General features: G+C 67.7%; 18 protein-coding genes. 6 read left to right on the top strand and 12 right to left on the bottom strand.

The genetic code is table 11. The features are described from left to right. Nucleotides 1-3 precede the first annotated feature (3 nt). The 5 genes from lpqB to MHY23_RS05375 are packed head-to-tail and all read right to left on the bottom strand — an operon-like array spanning nt 4 to nt 5,071. Entirely contained in the window at nt 4-1,707 is a 1,704-nt protein-coding gene (lpqB, locus tag MHY23_RS05395; RefSeq protein ID WP_239306715.1) for an MtrAB system accessory lipoprotein LpqB, read from the bottom strand. Further along, complete coding sequence (gene mtrB, locus MHY23_RS05390; RefSeq protein WP_239306714.1) at nt 1,700-3,355, bottom strand: MtrAB system histidine kinase MtrB; 1,656 nt, start codon at nt 3,353-3,355, stop codon at nt 1,700-1,702. Before mtrB ends, lpqB begins: the two co-directional genes overlap by 8 nt. A 33-nt stretch (nt 3,356-3,388) precedes the next feature. Continuing rightward, nucleotides 3,389-4,072, bottom strand: a complete 684-nt coding sequence (gene mtrA / locus MHY23_RS05385; RefSeq protein ID WP_070476151.1) for an MtrAB system response regulator MtrA — start codon at nt 4,070-4,072, stop codon at nt 3,389-3,391. Nucleotides 4,073-4,107: 35 nt separating this feature from the next. Continuing rightward, complete coding sequence (locus MHY23_RS05380) at nt 4,108-4,716, bottom strand: dTMP kinase (RefSeq protein ID WP_181889949.1); 609 nt, start codon at nt 4,714-4,716, stop codon at nt 4,108-4,110. A gap of 4 nt (nt 4,717-4,720) precedes the next feature. Then, complete coding sequence (locus MHY23_RS05375) at nt 4,721-5,071, bottom strand: hypothetical protein (RefSeq protein WP_070476145.1); 351 nt, start codon at nt 5,069-5,071, stop codon at nt 4,721-4,723. Between the two features lie 223 nt (nt 5,072-5,294). On the opposite strand from MHY23_RS05375, the gene MHY23_RS05370 reads away from it, so the two are divergent. Continuing rightward, nucleotides 5,295-6,332 carry a hypothetical protein gene (locus MHY23_RS05370; protein ID WP_239306713.1) on the top strand — a complete coding sequence of 346 codons (1,038 nt, stop codon included), beginning with the start codon at nt 5,295-5,297 and terminating at the stop codon, nt 6,330-6,332. Here MHY23_RS05370 and manA read toward each other — a convergent pair. Genes manA through MHY23_RS05350 form a run of 4 tightly spaced genes read right to left on the bottom strand, consistent with a single transcriptional unit; the run spans nt 6,329 to nt 10,441 of the window. Beyond that, a complete protein-coding gene (gene manA, locus MHY23_RS05365; RefSeq protein WP_239306712.1) occupies nt 6,329-7,510 on the bottom strand; it encodes a mannose-6-phosphate isomerase, class I in 1,182 nt (393 codons plus the stop codon). The two genes, MHY23_RS05370 and manA, sit on opposite strands and share 4 nt — an antisense overlap. A gap of 10 nt (nt 7,511-7,520) precedes the next feature. Then, complete coding sequence (locus MHY23_RS05360; protein ID WP_239306711.1) at nt 7,521-8,525, bottom strand: hypothetical protein; 1,005 nt, start codon at nt 8,523-8,525, stop codon at nt 7,521-7,523. Nucleotides 8,526-8,550: 25 nt separating this feature from the next. Beyond that, a complete protein-coding gene (locus MHY23_RS05355) occupies nt 8,551-9,921 on the bottom strand; it encodes a phosphomannomutase/phosphoglucomutase (protein ID WP_239306710.1) in 1,371 nt (456 codons plus the stop codon). Between the two features lie 52 nt (nt 9,922-9,973). Beyond that, entirely contained in the window at nt 9,974-10,441 is a 468-nt protein-coding gene (locus MHY23_RS05350) for a DUF3499 domain-containing protein (protein ID WP_239306709.1), read from the bottom strand. A gap of 93 nt (nt 10,442-10,534) precedes the next feature. Between MHY23_RS05350 and MHY23_RS05345 the strand changes: the two genes are divergently transcribed. After that, nucleotides 10,535-11,008: a metallopeptidase family protein gene (locus MHY23_RS05345; RefSeq protein ID WP_239306708.1), complete on the top strand. Its 474-nt coding sequence runs from the start codon at nt 10,535-10,537 to the stop codon at nt 11,006-11,008. Between the two features lie 3 nt (nt 11,009-11,011). On the opposite strand, the gene MHY23_RS05340 is transcribed toward MHY23_RS05345, so the two are convergent. The 3 genes from MHY23_RS05340 to MHY23_RS05330 all read right to left on the bottom strand — a co-directional run bounded on the left by MHY23_RS05340 (nt 11,012) and on the right by MHY23_RS05330 (nt 13,675). Then, the gene (locus MHY23_RS05340; protein WP_171194374.1) at nt 11,012-11,260 is read right to left on the bottom strand and encodes a WhiB family transcriptional regulator; all 249 of its coding nucleotides are present in this window, start codon (nt 11,258-11,260) and stop codon (nt 11,012-11,014) included. Nucleotides 11,261-11,588: 328 nt separating this feature from the next. Next, nucleotides 11,589-12,707, bottom strand: coding sequence for a sugar phosphate nucleotidyltransferase (locus tag MHY23_RS05335; protein ID WP_070844803.1), 1,119 nt, complete (start codon nt 12,705-12,707; stop codon nt 11,589-11,591). A 35-nt stretch (nt 12,708-12,742) separates the two neighbouring features. Then, nucleotides 12,743-13,675, bottom strand: a complete 933-nt coding sequence (locus tag MHY23_RS05330) for a glycosyltransferase family 2 protein (protein WP_370645822.1) — start codon at nt 13,673-13,675, stop codon at nt 12,743-12,745. 81 nt (nt 13,676-13,756) lie between these two features. Between MHY23_RS05330 and MHY23_RS05325 the strand changes: the two genes are divergently transcribed. The 4 genes from MHY23_RS05325 to MHY23_RS05310 all read left to right on the top strand — a co-directional run bounded on the left by MHY23_RS05325 (nt 13,757) and on the right by MHY23_RS05310 (nt 18,178). Beyond that, entirely contained in the window at nt 13,757-15,355 is a 1,599-nt protein-coding gene (locus tag MHY23_RS05325) for an LCP family protein (protein ID WP_239306706.1), read from the top strand. Nucleotides 15,356-15,457: 102 nt separating this feature from the next. Then, nucleotides 15,458-17,089, top strand: a complete 1,632-nt coding sequence (locus tag MHY23_RS05320) for an AbgT family transporter (RefSeq protein ID WP_239306705.1) — start codon at nt 15,458-15,460, stop codon at nt 17,087-17,089. Between the two features lie 27 nt (nt 17,090-17,116). Further along, nucleotides 17,117-17,776, top strand: coding sequence for a TIGR03089 family protein (locus MHY23_RS05315; protein WP_239306704.1), 660 nt, complete (start codon nt 17,117-17,119; stop codon nt 17,774-17,776). Nucleotides 17,777-17,842: 66 nt separating this feature from the next. After that, nucleotides 17,843-18,178 (top strand): hypothetical protein, encoded by a 336-nt coding sequence (locus MHY23_RS05310; protein WP_239306703.1) that lies wholly within the window; start codon nt 17,843-17,845, stop codon nt 18,176-18,178. Nucleotides 18,179-18,398 lie beyond the last annotated feature (220 nt).

The following is an 18,398-nucleotide window of genomic DNA, read 5'->3' as shown; positions in this document are numbered from 1 at the left end:
AGGCTAGCGCGAAGTGATCGGCAGCGCGCGCACGCCTTCCAGTCCCGGCACTTCGCGCCAGATCGGGTTGTCCGCACCGGAGGCCGGCACCTGCAGCAGCGCGTTAGCGTCGGTGACGTATAGCGTGCTCGGCGACGCCGCCACCGCCACCACCGGCGCCGAGATGTTGCCGGCGGACATCGCGGTCATGGAGGAGCCGTCCTGCTCCACGCGCATCACCGGGGTGGTGGAGGTCGTGCCTACCAAGAGGGATCCGTCCGGGCGCCAGTCTGCGGAGATCACGCTGCCTGAGAGCTCATGGGCGTACTCGTAGACGTTGACGATGGAACGCTCGCCGGAGGGTTGCCGGCGCACGATGCCGGTGTAGAGGCGGCCGTCGATCACCATGACCACCCGGGTGCCGGTGCGCGACAGCCGCAGCACGGAAATGTTGCCGTCCACGCCGTCGGGCAGTTCCACCTTGACCTCGCCGGTGGTCAGGCTGCCGGTGGCGGCGGACTGCACCGTGCGCAGGATCCGCTTGCCGTCGGCTACCGTCCACACCGCCGCCGCGTCCGGTTCAATGGCGGGGCGGGTGAACGTGCCCGCGCGCATGACCTCGGCCTCGGATCCGTCGAACTTGCCCACGCGGAAGATATCGTCCTCGGCGTCGCCGGGTTTGCCAAAGATGGCGGCCCACTCCCCGTCCTTGGCGATGTCGGCGAAGATGACGTCGCTCGCGGCGCCGAGTGAGCCTTCCACCGGCTGCGTGGATCGCTCGTCCACGCGGACGACCTTGCCGCCCGCCAGGGCGTACAGCTTGGTTTCGCCGACGGTTTCCACCAGCGGGCTCGCGTCGATGAAGTCGTCGGTGTCGAGGCTGTCGGTGCCGTCGATAAGCGGTTGCCCGTCGGCCTTGAGCTCGTAGGGCCCGGTGACACCCGCGGTGGCGAGCGTCCACACCACCTGGGCCGCGAAGCGGGCGCGTTCGTCCTCGCTCACGCCGGCGAAGCCGGTGAAAGTGTAGGCACCGTCCTGTTCTCCCGTGTAGGACACGCTCGAGGGCAGCGATCCGGTGAGCGCGGGCCGCAGCCGCTCCGAGGGGCCTTCCATGAGCAGCCCGATCAGGTCGCTCGCCAGCGTTTCGCGGCGCGAGTGCACCCAGCGGCGGTCGGTGACCAGCTCCCGGTCGTCCTGGTCGAAGAAGTACAGGTTGTACGGCTGGTACTGGTTGCGCAGCTCCGTGCGCTCGAACACGACGCCTTCCGGCAGCGAGGAGATGCGCCATTGCCCGTCCACCATTTCCATGTCGATGGTGGCCTCATAGTCTCCGCGCTCCGGCGAGTATGAGCCGCCGGAGCGCACCACGCCGACGACTTCGCCGTGCACCGAGTAGCTGCGCTGCCCTACTGAGGACCCCGGCAGGGTGGTCATGCCGATGCTGTCCACCACGAGTTTCTGCCTGCTCGGGTCCCACGCGGCGGAAGCACCCTCGGTGAGGTAGGCGCGCGCCGCCTCGTAGTCGCTGTCGGGGGTGGCAGAGGCATGGTAGAAGTCGCGCAGCAGAAGGTCCGATTCCTGGCCGTCCTTCGGCCCCGCGGCCTGCGTTTCCGTCTCCTCGGGCGCGAAGGAGCGGATCACATGCGGCGCCGAGTTCGTGGGCAGCGAGGCGCAGCCGGCGGCCAGGGTCGTTAGCGCCACCGTGAGGCAGGCGAGTGTTTTACGCATCGGTGTCCTCCTGGAGCCTTCGCTTATCGACGTCCAAAGGTGTCCCTCCATCAGCTCCCCCGTCGCCGCCGCCGGCTGCCGCGTCACCGGTGCCTTCGGTGTCTTCCGGGGCGTCGAGCGCTTCGGGGGCGATAGCGCGCGGCGCCTCGAGCGGGAGCGGCGATTCTGTGAAACCGGCCTCGACGTCGCGCGGCAGCACGAGGCGGAACTGCGAGCCCACCCCGTACTCGCCGATCGCATCGAGCACGCCGCCGTGCAGCTGCGCGTCCTCGCGGGCGATGGCCAGGCCCAGCCCGGTGCCGCCGGAGTGGCGCTTGCGGGACTTGTCGGCGCGCCAGAAGCGGTTGAACACCAGGTCCTCTTCGCCTGTCTTCAGGCCCACGCCGCCGTCGGTGACGGTGATCGCCACCGCCTCGTCGTTGGAACGCATGCGCACGGTGACCGGGTTGCCTTCCGAGTGGTCGATGGCGTTGGCGATGAGGTTGCGCACCACGCGCTCGATGCGGCGGGCGTCGCCTTCCAGCGTCTGCGGCTCGTCCGGGATGTCGAAGATGACGTCCACGTCCAGCTCCTCGGCCAGGTGCTGGGTTTGCTGCCAGGCGGACTCCACCGGCTGGCGCGCATCCACGTTCGCGGACGACAGCTCGGCCACGCCGGCGTCGTGGCGGGAAATCTCCAACAGGTCGTTGAGTAGCGCCTCGAAGCGGTCCAGCTCGCTGATCATCAGCTGCGAGGCGCGCTTCGTCGCCGGTTCCAGCGAGTCCTCGTTCGCCGCGATCAGATCCGCCGCCATGCGCACCGTGGTCAGCGGGGTGCGCAGCTCGTGTGAGACGTCGGAGGTGAACTGGCGCTGCAGCGAGCCGTATTCCTCCAGGTTGGCAATCTGCTTGCTCAAGGTGTCCGCCATGTCGTTGAAGGACATGGCCAGCACGGCCATCTCGTCCTCGCCGTCGACAGGCATTCGCTCCCGCAAGTGGCCGGACGCGAAACGCTGCGCGGTGCGGGAGGCGGAGCGCACCGGCGCCACAATCTGCTGCGACGCCAGCCAGGAAATGCCCATCAGCAGCACCACGACGATCACCGCGGCGGACGCCAAGATGCCGCGCATCAGCGCGACGGTGGAGACTTCGCTTTCCATGTTCATCACCAGGTACAAGCGAAGGTTGGGGATGTCGGCGTTGGTCGGGGTGCCCACAATCAGCGCGTCGTAGGCCGAGCCGTCCGGGCGCTCCACGGTGGCGAACTGGTAGGCCACGTTGCCGTCCCTGACGTAGTCGCCCAGCCGCTTCGGAATTTGGTAGGCCTCCGGCGACGACGTCACAGCACCGTTCGGCGCCTCCACCACCAGCACAGGCTCGTAGAAGCTGGCGGAGTCGCCGCTTTCCTGCGCGCGCTGCGTCAACCCGGCGCGCGCCGAATTCAGGCGCGCCTGCAACGAGGCGGAGGAGCCGGAGTTGGCCAGCTGGTATTCCACGGTCGAACGCGCGCGCTCGATTTCCACAGTGGCGGTTTCGATCTTGGCTGCGGTGATGCGGTCGGTGACAACGGACGCCAGCGCGAAGCCAAGCATAGACATCACGACCGTGGACACGAGCAGCACCGTGCCCACGAAGCGGACCTGCAGCTTCGTGGACCAGGCGTGCCGCACCCGGTCGCCGACACGACGTATGGCGTCCAGGTGCTACACCTCCGACTTACCGGTCTTGTAGCCCACGCCGCGGACGGTGAGGATGATCTCCGGGTTTTCCGGGTCGTGCTCAATCTTGGAGCGCAGGCGCTGCACGTGCACGTTGACCAGGCGTGTGTCGGAGGCGTTGCGGTAGCCCCACACGGACTCCAGCAGCTCCTCGCGCGAGTGCACCTGGTTCGGCTTGCGTGCCATCTCCACCAGCAGGTCGAACTCCAGCGGGGTCAGCTGGATCTCCTCGTCGCCGCGGGTGACGGTGTGCTGCGGCACGTCCACGGTCAGGTCGCCGACCTCGAAGACGTCCGCCGGAGTCTCGTCCGTGCGGCGCAGGCGCGCGCGGATACGGGCGACAAGCTCCTTCGGCTTAAAGGGTTTGGTGATGTAGTCGTCCGCGCCGGACTCCAGACCCAGCACAACGTCCACCGTGTCCGTCTTGGCGGTGAGCATGACCACCGGCACCGCGGACTCCTTGCGGATCTCGCGGCAAATGTCGATGCCGTTCATCCCCGGCAGCATCAGATCCAGAAGGATCAAATCCGGGTCGAACGAGCGGAAGGCGGGCACCGCCTCGGCACCGTCCGTCACGGAGCTGGTCTGGAACCCCTCGGCCTCCAGCACGATTGTCAGCATCTCGTTGATCGCCGGGTCGTCGTCCACCACGAGGATCTTCGGTGCCATGCGTCCTCCTCTATCCTTTTCGCGCTGAGCTGGCCTTACTGCGCCAGCTCGCTCACTGCCTGCATGATAACCGCCGGTTCCGATGTGCGAAGCCACCGGCTCGCCCAGTTGCGCTCCGCAAGCTCGGCGTACGCCTGAAACGTCGCCACCTGCAGCGCCACGTCGCGCTCGTAGCGGTCCCGGGTGCGCGTCGCGTCCTGTTCCTCGCGCGCCTCCGCGCGCTCGCGCGCAACGTCCGGGGTGGTGTCCACCAGCACCTGCAAGTCGGGCTTGGGCAGCCCCAACTTTCCAAACTCCAGGTCGTGGACCCACTTCACGGCGGCCGGATCGCCCGTGCGCGCGCTCGTGTACGCCGCGTTGGAGGCGACATAACGATCCAGGACGATGACGCTGTGCGGGTCGCCAGCGAAGCCGTCGAGAAGCTGCTTCGCCCCATGCCTGTCCAGGGCGAACAGGGTGGCCATACCGAACGCCGAATCCGTCAGGTCGCCCATGCGCCCATGCAAGGCGTCGTGCGCCAGCTGCGCATGCACGGACGTTTCATAGCGCGGAAACGCCAGCGTCTCAGCGCCGAAGCGCTCCTTCACCGCAGTGACTAGCGTGTTCTTGCCCGCGCCGTCGATGCCTTCAACTGCAACAATCATTCAGCTACGCCAGCGCCTCGAGGAACTGCTCCAAGTCCTCCTCAGTGTCCGCCTCCTCGAGCACGGAAGCGGCAGACTCCACCAACTGCTCGTCCATCTCGTCCGGGCGCAGGCGGATAAACGGGTACGTCTCCGCAATCTCGCCGGCGGAAAACGGCGCGCCCGCCCAGATCGCCGCGATGGTGGCTGCGGCCTGGCCGTTGAGCAGCTCTTCCTCAGAAGAATCCTGCTTCGCGGCGAGGAGCACCGCGTCACGGACCGCCTCAAAAACATCCTCGAAATCAAGATCGACTAGCTCGTCCAGGAAGTCCGTGTTGGCATCGACCGTGAAAATCTGCTCGTCCCAAGTACTCACTGCGGCGCTCCTTCCGTAGATGGTGCGCGAGCGGGCGCCCGCACAACGTGTCGCACCCATTTGTATACGGCAAAACGACGCTCCGGGGCACACAAACGCAAAACAACTCGCCGCGCAGGGGTTCCCCATTTCACGATGACGTGCTATAAACAGTGCTACGAAGCCAAACGTTACCAAGTTGTAACCAATGCGCGGGCCGGAAACGCCCGCGGGAGGAGTCACCGTGGAAGGGACAGCACGCCGGGTAGCCGTGTTCATCGGCGCAGGTGCACTGCTTGCTGCCGTCGTCGGTTTCACGGTGTGGGCGACCTCCGCACCCGGCCAGAACAACCGCGCCGGGTTTACCGCGGAAGCCGCGGGCACCACTGGCAACAGCGCCGCTTCCACCACCTCGAGCCCGACAACGGAGACGGTGACGGAGAACCTCACGCACACCCGCACTGTGCGCAGCTCCACCAACTCCCCCGACAACGGCCCCGCCGCGCACCACGGCGCGGATGCGGGCGCGGCGGGAGCGGCAGGCTCCGGCGCTGGGCGCGCAGGCGCTTCCATGCCCACCGGCTACAACGCGGCGCACGACCCCTACCTGCCGCCGCACGCGGTAGTCGCTCCGGCGCAGGAGTCCACGCAGCCGTCGCGCGTGTACCGCCCGTCCAACATCGTGCCGTCTCCGGCCCGGCCCATGGCCGCCCCTCAGGGTGCCAACCCGGCGGCGGAGCCCACTCCGGCCTCCGCGGACAACCGCACCACCTCCCAGCAGACGCCGGGCAGCACCCCGCCGCGCGAGCCGGGCGACGGCGGCGCCGCGCAGACGAGCACCGCCGCCACCCCGGCACCGGGTGGATCCGAGGTGCAGCCGTCGAAGCGCCCGGATCAGCCGCAGACCACGCAGCAGCCGGAGCAGTCTGAGCCAGCGGCACAGCCGGGTCACGGCTCTGGTCCGTCGCACGTGCCGGACGGAATCCAAGAGGGCACCCCGTCCGAGCCTGGATCCCCCGCCGCGCAGGAAGACCAGCGCCCGGAGATGCGGATGCAGGGCGCAGGAGCCGCAGCGCAATCGGTTCCCGGCACCGAAAGCGCGGCAGACGCCGCACCGCAGGGCAGCGCTCAGCCGAGCGAGGCGCCGCAGACCCCGGATGCCGCCACGGGAGGCAATAAGGCGCCGGCACCCGTCGCGGGCAAGGAAGACGTCGCAGGCTACCCGCGCGAGAAAGAAGGCGTGACAGCCCGCGACGTGATTGACAAGATCACCGGCCGCTAGACCGTCGCCACAAACACCTGGGATTTGCCGGCTGCGGTGATTTCCGTCGCCGCCTCGCTCGCCGGGACCCAGGCGCCGTTGCCCTGCGTTAAGACGAACCCGTCGGCGCCGCGCACCTCGCCGGCGGTGCACAGCACGATCGCGGGGCCGTCTTCGTCGACGGCCAACGTGTCGCCGTCGTCAAGCGCATGCATGCGCACCGCGAAACTGTCCACAGGAAGCTGGAACTCCACACCGCCGTGCGACGGGGCCGCCTCCGCCCGCGGGTTTTCCAGGGTGCTGAAGTCCAGCACCTTCACCAGCTCCGGCACATCCACGTGCTTGGTGGTCAACCCGCCGCGCAGCACGTTGTCGGAGTTGGCCATGACCTCCACGCCCAGACCGGACAGGTAGGCGTGGAGCTGGCCGGCGCGCAGAAACGCCGCCTCGCCCGGCGCAAGCGTGAGCACGTTGAGCAGCAGCGCCGCCAGCACGCCCACATCGCCCGGGTAGGTCTGGTTGAGCTCGAGGTAAACCTCGGCGGCCTCCACCATCCACGCAGGGGCTGTGCGCTTATCGACGAGCTCCGCCGCAGCACGCTTCACCGATTCGATCAGCTCCACCCGCGGCTGGTGCGGCAGGGAAATCAACGTGGTGAACAGCGCGCGCAGATCCCCTTCGCCGTCCGTGGGCAGCAAGGTGGCGTAGCGGTCCAGCTCCGGACTGCTCAGCTCGGCGAAAAACGCCGCGGTGTCCTGCACCGGGCGGAACCCGGCCAGCGCGCGGAACTCGGTCAGCGCGACGATGAGCTCCGGTTTGTGGTTCGGGTCCTTGTAGTTGCGGTTCGGGCTGTTCAGCTCGATGCCCTCGGCGTTTTCGCGCGCGAAGCCTTCCTTGGCCTGCTCCAGCGAGGGGTGAGCCTGGATGCTCAAGGGTGCGGCCGCGGCGAGCAGCTTGACCAGAAACGGCAGCTGGTCGCCGTGCGCGTCCTGCACGCGCTTGCCCAACGCGGCGGCCGGGTCGGCGGCGATGGCGTCGTCCAGGCCCTGCCCGTTCACCGTCGCCGGGGCCGCCGGGTGGGCGCCGAACCAGAGTTCCGCCTGGGGCTGCGGGCTCGGCGAAGGCTCGCCACGCAGCTGGGCGATCAACGTGTGGGAGCCCCAGGGGTAGGGGCGCAGAGCTCCTTCGAGGTGCTCCATGGTTCTCCTTCTACTCCTCCGTGGCGGCGACTGCGCCGGTGGCGTCGGCGGCAAGCGCCGTCGCCGCGTAGGCCCGGGCAACCAGGCGCGCCGCACGGGCCGCCGGATCATCCACGTCCGTCTCCACGGACTCGACCCGGCTGCCCGCCGGGACCACCGGGCTGGCGGTCCCGCACGACCAAACAACGGTTGTTAAACCTACCAGCTTCGCGGGACCGTCGATGTAGGGGTCGTGGAACAAATCGTCCGCGCCAGCCGTGGAATTGCCCTCCTGAGCACGCTCGACGGCGAAGGGAAGTTCCTCCGCGCCCACGGCGGAAGCAGGGATGCCGTGCGTGGACCACAATGCCGCCACCAGCTCTGCCACCGCGCTTCCTGCCCGCCCGACGCCGGTGTGGAGCACACGGGCGCCCTCGGCCTGCGCGCGCAGCTTTCGCGCGGCGTTGACCGCCACGTCGCGCCTTGGGGAAACAGACTCCAGCTCGGCGTCCACCTCCGAGGCCAAGAGCTCGAAGCGCTCCGCCACCACTTCGGCCGGCTGGCGCAGCGCGAGCAGCACCGCGCCGACCACGGCGCAGGTGCGAAGCGGGGAGGCCCCGGCGGTGTCGGGCAGGGCGGGGATGACGGCGGCGGCCTGTGGTGCGTCGTCAAGCAAGGGCCCCTTGTTCGGGCCCGCGAGGATGATCTCGGCGCCGCGGCTGGCCGCGGTGGTCAAACCGCGCAGGTCCTCCTCGCGGCCGGCGTTGTCGCCCACAACTACCACGACGTCGAGCGCGCCGACGTACGCCGGAAGCTGGTCGGCGACCACCACCGGCACCTCGAGCGGGGCGGCGAACGCCGCCACCGCCCGCGCCGCGGCGGCCGCGACCTGGTCGGTGGCCAGCACAACCACGCTGCGGGGTGCAAGCCCGCGCAGCCCCGCAAGCAGGTGCGCCGCCTGGCCCACGGCGCGGAGCTGGGCGCCCTCGTGGGCGATGTCGAAAAACAGGGCGTCTTCCCTGGAAAATCCGCTCATACCCCGCGAGCGTACGCGGGGAAGCTTATGCGCGGATGATGCCGAGGATTTCCTCGGTCAGCGCGTCCACTTCCTCGCGCGTCGGCGCCTCGGCGTTGAGCCGCAGCAGCGGCTCGGTGTTGGAGGCGCGCACGTTGAACCACGCCTTGGAGTCCTTCAACTGCACCGTCACGCCGTCGAGGGTGTCCACGGATTCCGCGCGGTCCGCAAACGCGTCCACCACACGCTGCGTGGCGGCTGCCTGGTCGGCGACCTCGGAGTTGATCTCGCCGGAGGCGGTGTAGCGCTCGTAGGCGCCCATCAGCTCGCTCAGCGGCGCGTCCTGCTCCGCCAGCGCGGCCAGCACGTGCAGCGCGGCCACCAGGCCGGAGTCGGCGTTGAAGAATTCCGAGAAGTAGTAGTGCGCGGAGTGCTCGCCGCCGAACAGCGCGGAGTGCTCCGCCATCTGCGCCTTGATGTAGGAGTGGCCCACGCGGGTGCGCACCGCCTTGCCGCCGTGCTCTTCGATCAGCTCCGGCACCGCGCGGGAGGTGATCAGGTTGTGGATGATCGTCGCACCCGGGTGCTTCTCGAGCGTGCGGGTGGCAATCAGCGCGGTGATCGCGGACGGCGAGACGGCCTCACCCCGCTCGTCAACCACGAAGCAGCGGTCCGCGTCGCCGTCGAAGGCCAGGCCGATGTCTGCGCCCTGCTCCACGGTGAACTTCTGCAGGTCCACCAGGTTCTTCGGGTCCAGCGGGTTCGCCTCGTGGTTGGGGAACGTGCCGTCGAGCTCGAAGTACAGCGGGCGGATGTCCATATCGCCCAGCACCGCCGGCACCGTCATGCCGGCCATGCCGTTGGCCGCGTCCACCGCGACAACAAGCTTGCGGCGCGTGGGCACCGGCACAAGTTCGCGCAGGTAGGAGGCGTACTCCTCCAGGGCGTCATGCTTATCGACGACTCCCGCTTCCCCCTCGTACCCCGGCACGCCCTCGAGGATCATGCGGCCAATCTCGCCCAGGCCGGTGTCCGTGGACACCGGGGTCGCGCCCGCGCGGCAGAGCTTGATGCCGTTGTACTGCGCCGGGTTGTGCGAGGCGGTGAACATCGCGCCGGCGCAGCGCTGGGTGCCGGCGACGAAGTAGAGCTCGTCGGTGGACGTCAGGCCCAGCAGGGTCACGTTGATCCCCTGGCTGGCAGCGCCCTCGGCGAAGGCATCTGCAAGCGCCGGCGAGGAAGGGCGCATGTCGTGGCCGACCGCGATGCGGGTCTCCCCTTCCCCGCGCAGGATGTGCGCGAACGCCGCGCCAGCGGTGCGGACGAATTCCTCGTCGATGGTCTCGCCGACGACGCCGCGGACGTCGTACGCCTTGATAACGCTTTTCAGCGTTGCTTCTGTGTGCTCAATAGCCATGCGCGGTATCTTATCGCGCGCCCCCGACACGGGCCTGCGCAGACCGCTGTTGCTACTGCTCTACCTCCGGGTCCGGCACGATGCGCAAGTGCGAGCGACGCGCCGCCTTGGCCGCCGCGATCTGCTCCTCCACCCGCTTCGTGCGGTGCACCGGGTGGTTGGAGGTGTCCGGGTTGTTGAAGTCTTTCTCCGCCGAGTACTCGATCGGGTCCTGGCCGGTTTCCACCAGACCGGTGGTCACCCGTCCTGCTTCGCGCACCGCCTCCGCGAGTGCGGTGATGTCGGTGTTCTCCTCGTCCAGTTCGTCGTCATCGAGTTCGACGTGCTCGACGCGGACTAGCTCCCAGCCCACCGGGGCAGTGATGTGCGCGGAATGGCGCTCACACAAATCCCAGGCGTGCGGGTCCGGGGCGGGCGCGAGCGGTCCGATAACTGCCGTCGAATCCGCGTACGCGTAGATCAGCGTGGCCACGGCGGGCCGGCCGCATCCGGGGCGGCAACAACGGCGGTAGATATTCACGGCGCCAAGTCTAAACCCCGCGTTGAGATTTCGACAGTGCAACGCGGCGCGCCCGCGACACCTTCGCCGCGCGGCGCAATAGCATTGCCAGCTATGAGCTCCACCGGCCCCTCCCACGTGCAACCGGCCCGCAACCGCCACGGCCACGGTGTGCGCGGGCCCCTCCTGCCGATCGGCGTGCCGCGCTACCGCACCCGCGCAGACAGCTTCGACCAGCTGGTCATCGACGCCTACGCACCGCTGCACAACCAGTACTTCAACGAGCTGGCCGGCGTGGACCTAGCCGTGGACACTATTCCCCGGATGCGTCTCAGCCCCGACATGACGGTGTTTCCGGACGAGATCATCGCCGACGGCCCGGTGCCGCTCGGGCGCGTGCTGCAGGCCGGGGTGGACAAGCAGGGCAACCCCACCCGCGCACGCTTCGTGGTGTTCCGCATGCCCATCGAGCACCGGGCAGCGCAAACACAAGAGCGGTCAGAACTCATCACCTGGGTTCTGACCGCTCTTGTGGCCAATTACCTCAACTTGGATCCGAGGACTATCTCCCCAGACTTCCCCTGGTAGGGCTTAGCCGATCTGCTTTTTCAGGCGGCGGCGCTCACGGTCGGAGAGCCCGCCCCAAATGCCAAAACGCTCGTCGTGCTCGAGCGCGTATTCCAAGCACTCGTCGCGCACTGCGCACGCTTTGCAGATCCGCTTCGCCTCGCGGGTGGAGCCGCCCTTCTCCGGGAAAAACGCCTCCGGGTCGGTCTGGGCGCACAGCGCCTGATCCTGCCACTCCTGCTCGACGGCGCCGAACAACTCGTCGAGGGTCATCCCTCCTGCGGCCGCGCCGCGGAGGGTGGCGTCTGCCTGGTTTTCCACGCCATTACCTTCCTTAGTTGCTTGTCGGTCGTATAAGAGTGGTGACCGCAGTTCCCGACTGGCGGGCACTGCGGATAACACTGCTGTGATTACACACCGGGACACTAAATAGCCGCAACCAGAATTCTGCAGTTTCGGTCCCCCGCCCCCCATTTCCCACGTCGCTCGTCACACGAGTCACATTAGTCACACGCGCCAGGAGATGGGGGTGCGCATCGGGGGTACTACATATGGTAGCGGCGCCGATTTGAGCAACTATTTTTCAGTTTTGGCGTGTCGCTTACGCGTCCGGGGAGAAACGCACTCCCGAATCCGGGATTTCCACGCCCGGCCACACGCGCATGCCCGCCTGCAGCTCGCAACGCGCGCCAATCGTTGCGCCCTCGCCGATCACGCAGTCCGTGATCCGCGCGTTCGCGCCGATCCGCGCACCAGCGGCGATAATCGAGTTGCGCACCATCGCGCCAGGCTCGATGGTCACGCCGTCGAAAATCACCGAGTCGTCCACACGCGAGCCGGCCCCGATCTCGCAGCCGCGGCCCACAGCCGTGCCGCCGATGAGTATGACGCCGTGCGCGACGCCAGCGGAGTCGTCCACAAGCGACTCGCCCGTACGCCCCTCGAGCAACGGCGAGTACGCGATGCCGCGCACCACATCGGAAGACCCCTGGACGAAATCGTCCGGGCGGCCCATGTCGCGCCAGTAGGACGAATCCACGTGGCCGACCACCTTCGCGCCCGCCTCCAGCAGACCCGGGAACGTGTCACGCTCCACCGACACCACGCGCCCGGCCGGGATCTGCTCGATCACAGAGCGCTTGAACACGTAGCAGCCGGCGTTGATCTGGTCGGTCGGCGGATCCTCCGTCTTCTCCAAAAACGCCAGCACGTTGCCGTCCTCGTCGGTGGGCACCGAGCCGAACGCGCGCGGATCCGGCACGCGCACCAGGTGCAGCGTCACGTCGGCGTCCTTGTCCACGTGGGTGGTGGCGATGGCGGACAGGTCCGCACCGGAGAGCACGTCGCCGTTGAACACCATGGCGTTGTCGTAGCGCAGCTTGTCGTACACGTTGCGGATGCCGCCGCCGGTGCCGAGGGCCTCTTCCTCCACCACGTACTCGATTTCCAAGCCGAACTCGGAGCCGTCGCCGAAGTACTCCTCGAACACCTCAGCCTTGTACGACGTGCCCAGCACCACGTGGTTCATGCCTGCTGCCTTGATGCGGGCGAGCAGGTGCGCCAAAAACGGGTAGCCCGCGGTGGGCAGCATCGGCTTCGGGGTGGACACCGTCAGCGGGCGCAGACGCGTGCCACGCCCGCCCACCAGGATCACCGCGTCCATCTCAGTGACTGCCCCGTCGGGCGCCTGTGCGGCGCCAATGTGCTCCGAAGTTGCCATTGCTTGTCCTTTTCTTCCTGGTGTTTGTGGTCTAACTAAGTATCGGTGCGCCGCCGCGGTTTGCGCAGGCCAAGTTGGAACGCCCCGCGCACCTTCAGCCCGAGCCACAACGCCCACCGCAGCGGTGCCTGCCACGGGTGCGGGTGCCTGTCGCGCTGGAAGCGGTAGGCCGAACCGTGATGGGCGGGCACCGTGACCTTGCGGAACTTGCCCGCCACGTGGCCTTGGTCGTGCAGGATCACCGACGATGGGCAGTACAGGTTGTCCCACCCTGCGCGCGAGAGCCTGTCGCCGAAGTCGATGTCTTCGAGGTACATGAAGTAGCGCTCGTCGAAGCCGCCGATGGCATCGAACGCGTCCCACCGCACCAGCAGGCACGCGCCCGAGAGCCACCCTGCGGTGCGCTGGACGTGCATGTTCGCGTCCGCCTTGTAGGCGCGGGAAAACGGGTTGCGCGGCCAGACGTCGTAAAGCAATGCATGCCCGATGCCTGTGGCAAGCCCGGGCACCTCGCGGGCGCTCGGGTACGCGGAGCCGTCCGCTTCCTCGATGCGCGGGCCCGCCGCCCCCGCCTTTGGAGCAGCGTCGATGCAGCGGATCAGCTCGTCGATACTGCCCGGACCAAACTCGACGTCGGGGTTGACGATGAGGAAGTAGTCGTTTCGGATCGCATTCGCTTCTCGACGCTCCGCAAGTGCCGCGGCTGCGACATTAATCGCCGCCCCGTAGCCGATGTTTCCGCCGGTGGGGAGGAATTCCACGTGCTCGTGCTGAGCGGCGGCGCGCTGGGGCGCGCCGTCTGTGGAGCCGTTGTCCGCGCAGACCAAATGCACCTCGCCGCGCGTCGCCGCGTCGAGCGACGCAATCAGGTGCGACAAATGCTCGCCCGGCGAGTACGTCACCGTGATCACCGCGAGCGGCGCGTCAGTCGGATGGAGAGAGTCAGCGTTCACAATGGCTGGAATCATACCCACCAGTGGGGCCGGAATTGGTGTACGGCACAGGCACAGCCGAGGGTATTCGGGAGGGAATGTCGTATACTTCCCCGCGTGACTGACCCCAATCGGCGTGCCCGCGACATTCAGGCGGCACCATCGCGAACGCGAGACGTGTCCCAGTCCGGCCACCCTGTGGTCAAAGGAGTGCTGGCTGTAGTCTCCGCCCTGGCGATCACCCTGTCCGGCGTCGGCTACTTCGCCGTCGGTCGCCTGGGCGGGCAGCTGTCCGCCTCAGAGCTGGACGTGAGCTCCCAGAGCAAATCCAAGGGCAAGGGCAACAAGGACGACGCGGTGCTCGACGGCGCGGTGGATATCCTGCTCGTCGGCTCCGACTCGCGCACGGACGCGCAGGGCAACCCCTTAAGCGAGGACGAGCTCGCCCGCCTCAACGCCGGTGTGGCCGATGGCGAGATCAACACCGACACCATCATGGTTGTCCGCATCCCGGAGGATGGCTCGAAGGCGACGGCCGTTTCCATCCCGCGCGACACCTACGTCCACGACTCCACCTACGGCAACCTCAAGATCAACGGCGTTTACGGCGCCTACGCTGCCGACAAGCGCGAAGAGCTGGTCGAGGAAGAGGGCATGTCCGAAGGCCCCGAGCTGGAGCAGCGGGTCGCGCGCGCGGGCCAAGAGGGGCTGATCGACGCGGTGGCCGACCTCACCGGCGTGGAGGTGGACCACTTCGCGCAGGTGGGCCTGCTCGGCTTCGTCTTGCTCACCGACGCCGTCGGCGGCGTGACCGTGTGCCTGAACAACGCGGTGGACGAGCCGCTGTCCGGCGCCCACTTCCCCGCCGGCGTGCAGACGCTCAACGGCACGCAGGCGTTGTCGTTCGTGCGCCAGCGCCACGACCTGCCGCGCGGCGACCTCGACCGCATTGTCCGCCAGCAGACGTTCATGGCGTCGCTGGTGCGCACCATGCTCTCCGCCGGCACCCTGACCAATCCGGCGCGCCTGCGCGAACTGGCCAACGCCGCCGAACGCTCCGTCACGCTGGACAAGGGCTGGGACGTGGTCCGCTTCGCCCAGCAGCTGTCCGGCCTGGCCGGCGACAACGTCACGTTCACCACCATTCCGGTGACCTCCGTCAACGGTGTGGGCGACTACGGCGAATCTATCGTCACCGTCGACGTGGCCCAGGTGCACCGGTTCATGGAAGACGCGGTGGAGCCCGATCAGGAAGAGGACACCACCGAGACCTCCGACTCCGCAGACTCTTCCGACTCCGCGGCGTCGTCGACGCTTAGCTCCCAGGACGTCATCGTGCTCAATGCCGGGGCTGTGCCGGGCCAGGCGGGCCGCGTCGGCGAGGAGCTGGGCAAACAGGGCATCCAAGTTTCCGAGGTGGCCAACGCAATGGACGGCCTGTACTACCAGAGCCAGGTTGTGGCGCCCGACGCGGACGACCCTGCCGCCCAGGAGCTCGCCCGGATCCTCGGCGGTGTGCCGGTGGTGGCCAACGCCACGCTCGAGCCGGGCACGATGGTGGCGGTCGTGGCCGACGATTACGCAGGCCCGGGTCTCATGACTGAGGAGGAAGCGCAGCAGGAGGCGCCTGTGGGCACGCCGGGCGAGGATTTCGGCGCCACCGAGATCGGCCCCGAGATCAAGGCGGACGGCGACAGCCCGCGCTGCGTGAACTAGCCCCGCCCCACCAGACCTTGTCCCACATTCCGGGAATGAAGTTCCAGGCATTTTCCTGAAACTGGAGAAAACCCTGCTCGCGGTTTGGTAGAACCAGATTGCATGACTCGCACACCACGGCCCGAGCCATCGCCAGAGACCACAACAACCACCGGAACGAGTGGCGCGCCCGAAAAGCAGGGCGCGACCGACCGCGTCCTCAACACCATCGAGAAGGTGGGCAACAAGCTCCCCGAGCCGTTCACCCTCTTTCTGCTCCTGTTTTTGATCACCGCCGTCATCTCCACGGTGATGGCCTGGTCCGGGGCCCAAGTCCAGGTCCCAGGCTCCGACGAGGTCCGCCCGATCCACGGGTTCTTCACCAAGGAAGGCCTGGCCTGGTTCACCGTGAACCTGGGCGAAAACTACGTCGGGTTCCCGCCACTTGTCTACGTGATGCCCATCATCTTGGCAGTCGGCATCGCGGAGCGCTCCGGCATGCTCTCGGCGCTGATCCGCCGCTTGTTCGGCTCCGCCAACAAGACCGTTCTGCCTTACGCGGTGGGCCTGATCGGTGTGTCCGCCTCCCTGATCGCGGACCCGGCCTTCATTGTCATCCCGCCGCTGGCCGCCATGGTGTTCAAGGCCGCAGGCCGCCACCCCGTCGCCGGCCTGCTGGGTGGTTTCGCCTCCGTGGGTGCCGGCTACGCAACGTCGATCCTGCCCGGCTCCCTAGACGCGCTGTTTGCCGGCATCACCAACTCCGTCATGGAGGCGCTGCCCAGCCTGGAGGCAAACGAGGTCACGGTGATGTCCAACTACTGGTTCAACATCGCCTCCGCCTCGATCCTGGGTTTCATCGCCGGCCTGATCATCGACAAGGTGCTAGAACCTCGCCTGAACAAAATGGGCGTGCCAACCGAGGTCGCCGAAGGCGAGGACGCCCCGGACCTGGACCGCGACGGCAACGAGATCACCGCCGAGCTCACCGCCGAAGAAAAGCGCGGCCTGACCGCCACGCTGTGGGTCACGCTCCTGCTCACCATTGTCGGCACCGTCGCCGTGCTCGTGCCGGGCTCCCCGTGGCGCAACGAGGAAGGCACGTTTCTGCCGGATTCGCCCCTGATGGAGTCTTCCGTGTTCATCGTGGTGCTCTACTTCGTGGTGATGGGCTTGGTGTACGGCAAGGTCTCCGGCACGGTGAAAAACGTCACCGACGTCACCGACATGATGGGCTCGTCCATCAAAGAAATGACCGGCTTCTTGGTGCTGGCGTTCATCCTCGGCCAGTTCATCGCGCTGTTTAACTGGTCCGGCATCGGCACCTGGACCGCCGTAAAGGGCGCGGAAGCCCTCGAGTCCGCGGGCATCGGCGGCTTCGGCGCGATCATCACCTTCGTCATCCTCGCCTCCTGCCTGAACCTGCTCATCACTTCCGGGTCTGCGCTGTGGACGCTCATGGCCGCTGTGTTCGTGCCCATGTTCGCGCTGCTGGGCTTCGACCCGGCGTTCATCCAGGCCGCCTACCGCGTCGGCGATTCCGCAACGCAGATCATCACCCCGCTCAACCCGTACATCATCGTCATCCTCACCCAGCTGCGCCGCTACGAGCCGAAGGCCGGCATCGGCACCCTGATGTCGCGCCTGATCGTGTTCACCGTGGTGTTCTGGATGTTCTGGCTGGTGCTGCTGTTCATCTGGTACCAGTTCGATCTTCCGTTGGGGCCGGGCGCGTCGATCATGTTGGCGTCGTAAAGCAATTGCACCTTACGATGGGCGGGCATGAGCATGCTCGCACCGCTAATGCAGACCGACCCGTCGACGCCGCGCCTGACCGTCTACGACGACTCGCGCGGCGTGCGCATGGATTTTTCGGCGCAGACGCTGGACAACTGGGCCAGCAAGGTCGCCAACATGCTCGACGAGGAATTCGACGCCGGCGACAACGTCGCCATCGACCTGCCGGTGTCGTGGCAAGCGGCGGTCATCGCCATCGGCGCGTACAACTCCTCGCGCACCCCGCTTATCGACGCCTCCGCTGCCCCCGCCCCAGAGCTCATCTTCACCACCCTGGACGGCGCCGCGCGGTGGAGCGAAGTGCCCGATTGCGTGGTGGTTTCCGACGACCCGTTCGGCCGCGGCGTGGTGGAAGCCGGCGGCGAACTGCCCGTGGGCACCGTGGACTTCGGGCCCACCGTGCGCTTCTACGGCGACGACTATTTCGGCCAATCCCCTTCGCTGAGCTCGTTCGCCGTGCCCGGCATCGAGGCGGAGCGCTACCTGGTGCAGGACTGGCACACCACCGACGAGTTCGCCGCGAACGTGCTCGGCCCCATCGCCGCCGGCGGCTCCGTCGTGGTGGTCACCGGGCTGGTCTCCGCGGAGCGGCTGCAGGAGATCGCCGAGGCGGAGAAGGTCACACGCTTCATCGACGGGCAGTAACGCGGCGGGGCTGTGGCTGGTTACCCTGGCCCGGTCGGTTATTCTGTGGCGGATACACTCACGCCCATGAAGGGACCGCCCATGCTCACCAGCTCCATCTCCCGCCGCGCCATCGCCCCCGCGCTCGCCGTCGCCCTCGTCGCCGGCGCCGCCCCGGTGGCCACCGCCGCCCCGGCAACCGACACTGCCGCAGCCACCGACCAGACCTCTGACCAGGCCGACCAGGGCAAGCAGTCCAGCGGCCCGGGCAGCTCCGAGTACACCCAGGACGAAATCGACAACGCAAAGCGTTTCGCCGGCCTGCTCGCCGGCATCCTCGCCATCGTGGCCACCATCGGCGCCGCCGGCCTGTACTTCGCCGGCCCGCACCTGGGCCTGAACCTGCCGGGTCTGCAGAAGTAGCGCTTCCGGGCGCGCGGCCCCTCCCCGCCCCGGCGCCAGTGACGGATATGACCAGGCCGTTCCGCGCGACCTGGGCATAGTGCCAAATGTGACATCGCGCGCTTTGTGTCAAGTGGTTGTGAACGGGTTTAGGTGTTAGATCGTGATGGGTTGTGGGGTTGGGGCGGTTTGGGTGGTGGTGCGGATGATGCTGACTTCTGCCGGGAGGCCTGTGCCAGCT

Source organism: Corynebacterium sp. ACRQP (assembly GCF_022345915.1).
Taxonomy (GTDB): domain Bacteria; phylum Actinomycetota; class Actinomycetes; order Mycobacteriales; family Mycobacteriaceae; genus Corynebacterium; species Corynebacterium lehmanniae.
The sequence above is the reverse complement of the archived record's forward strand: the minus strand, read 5'-3'. Positions and strand labels throughout refer to the sequence as shown.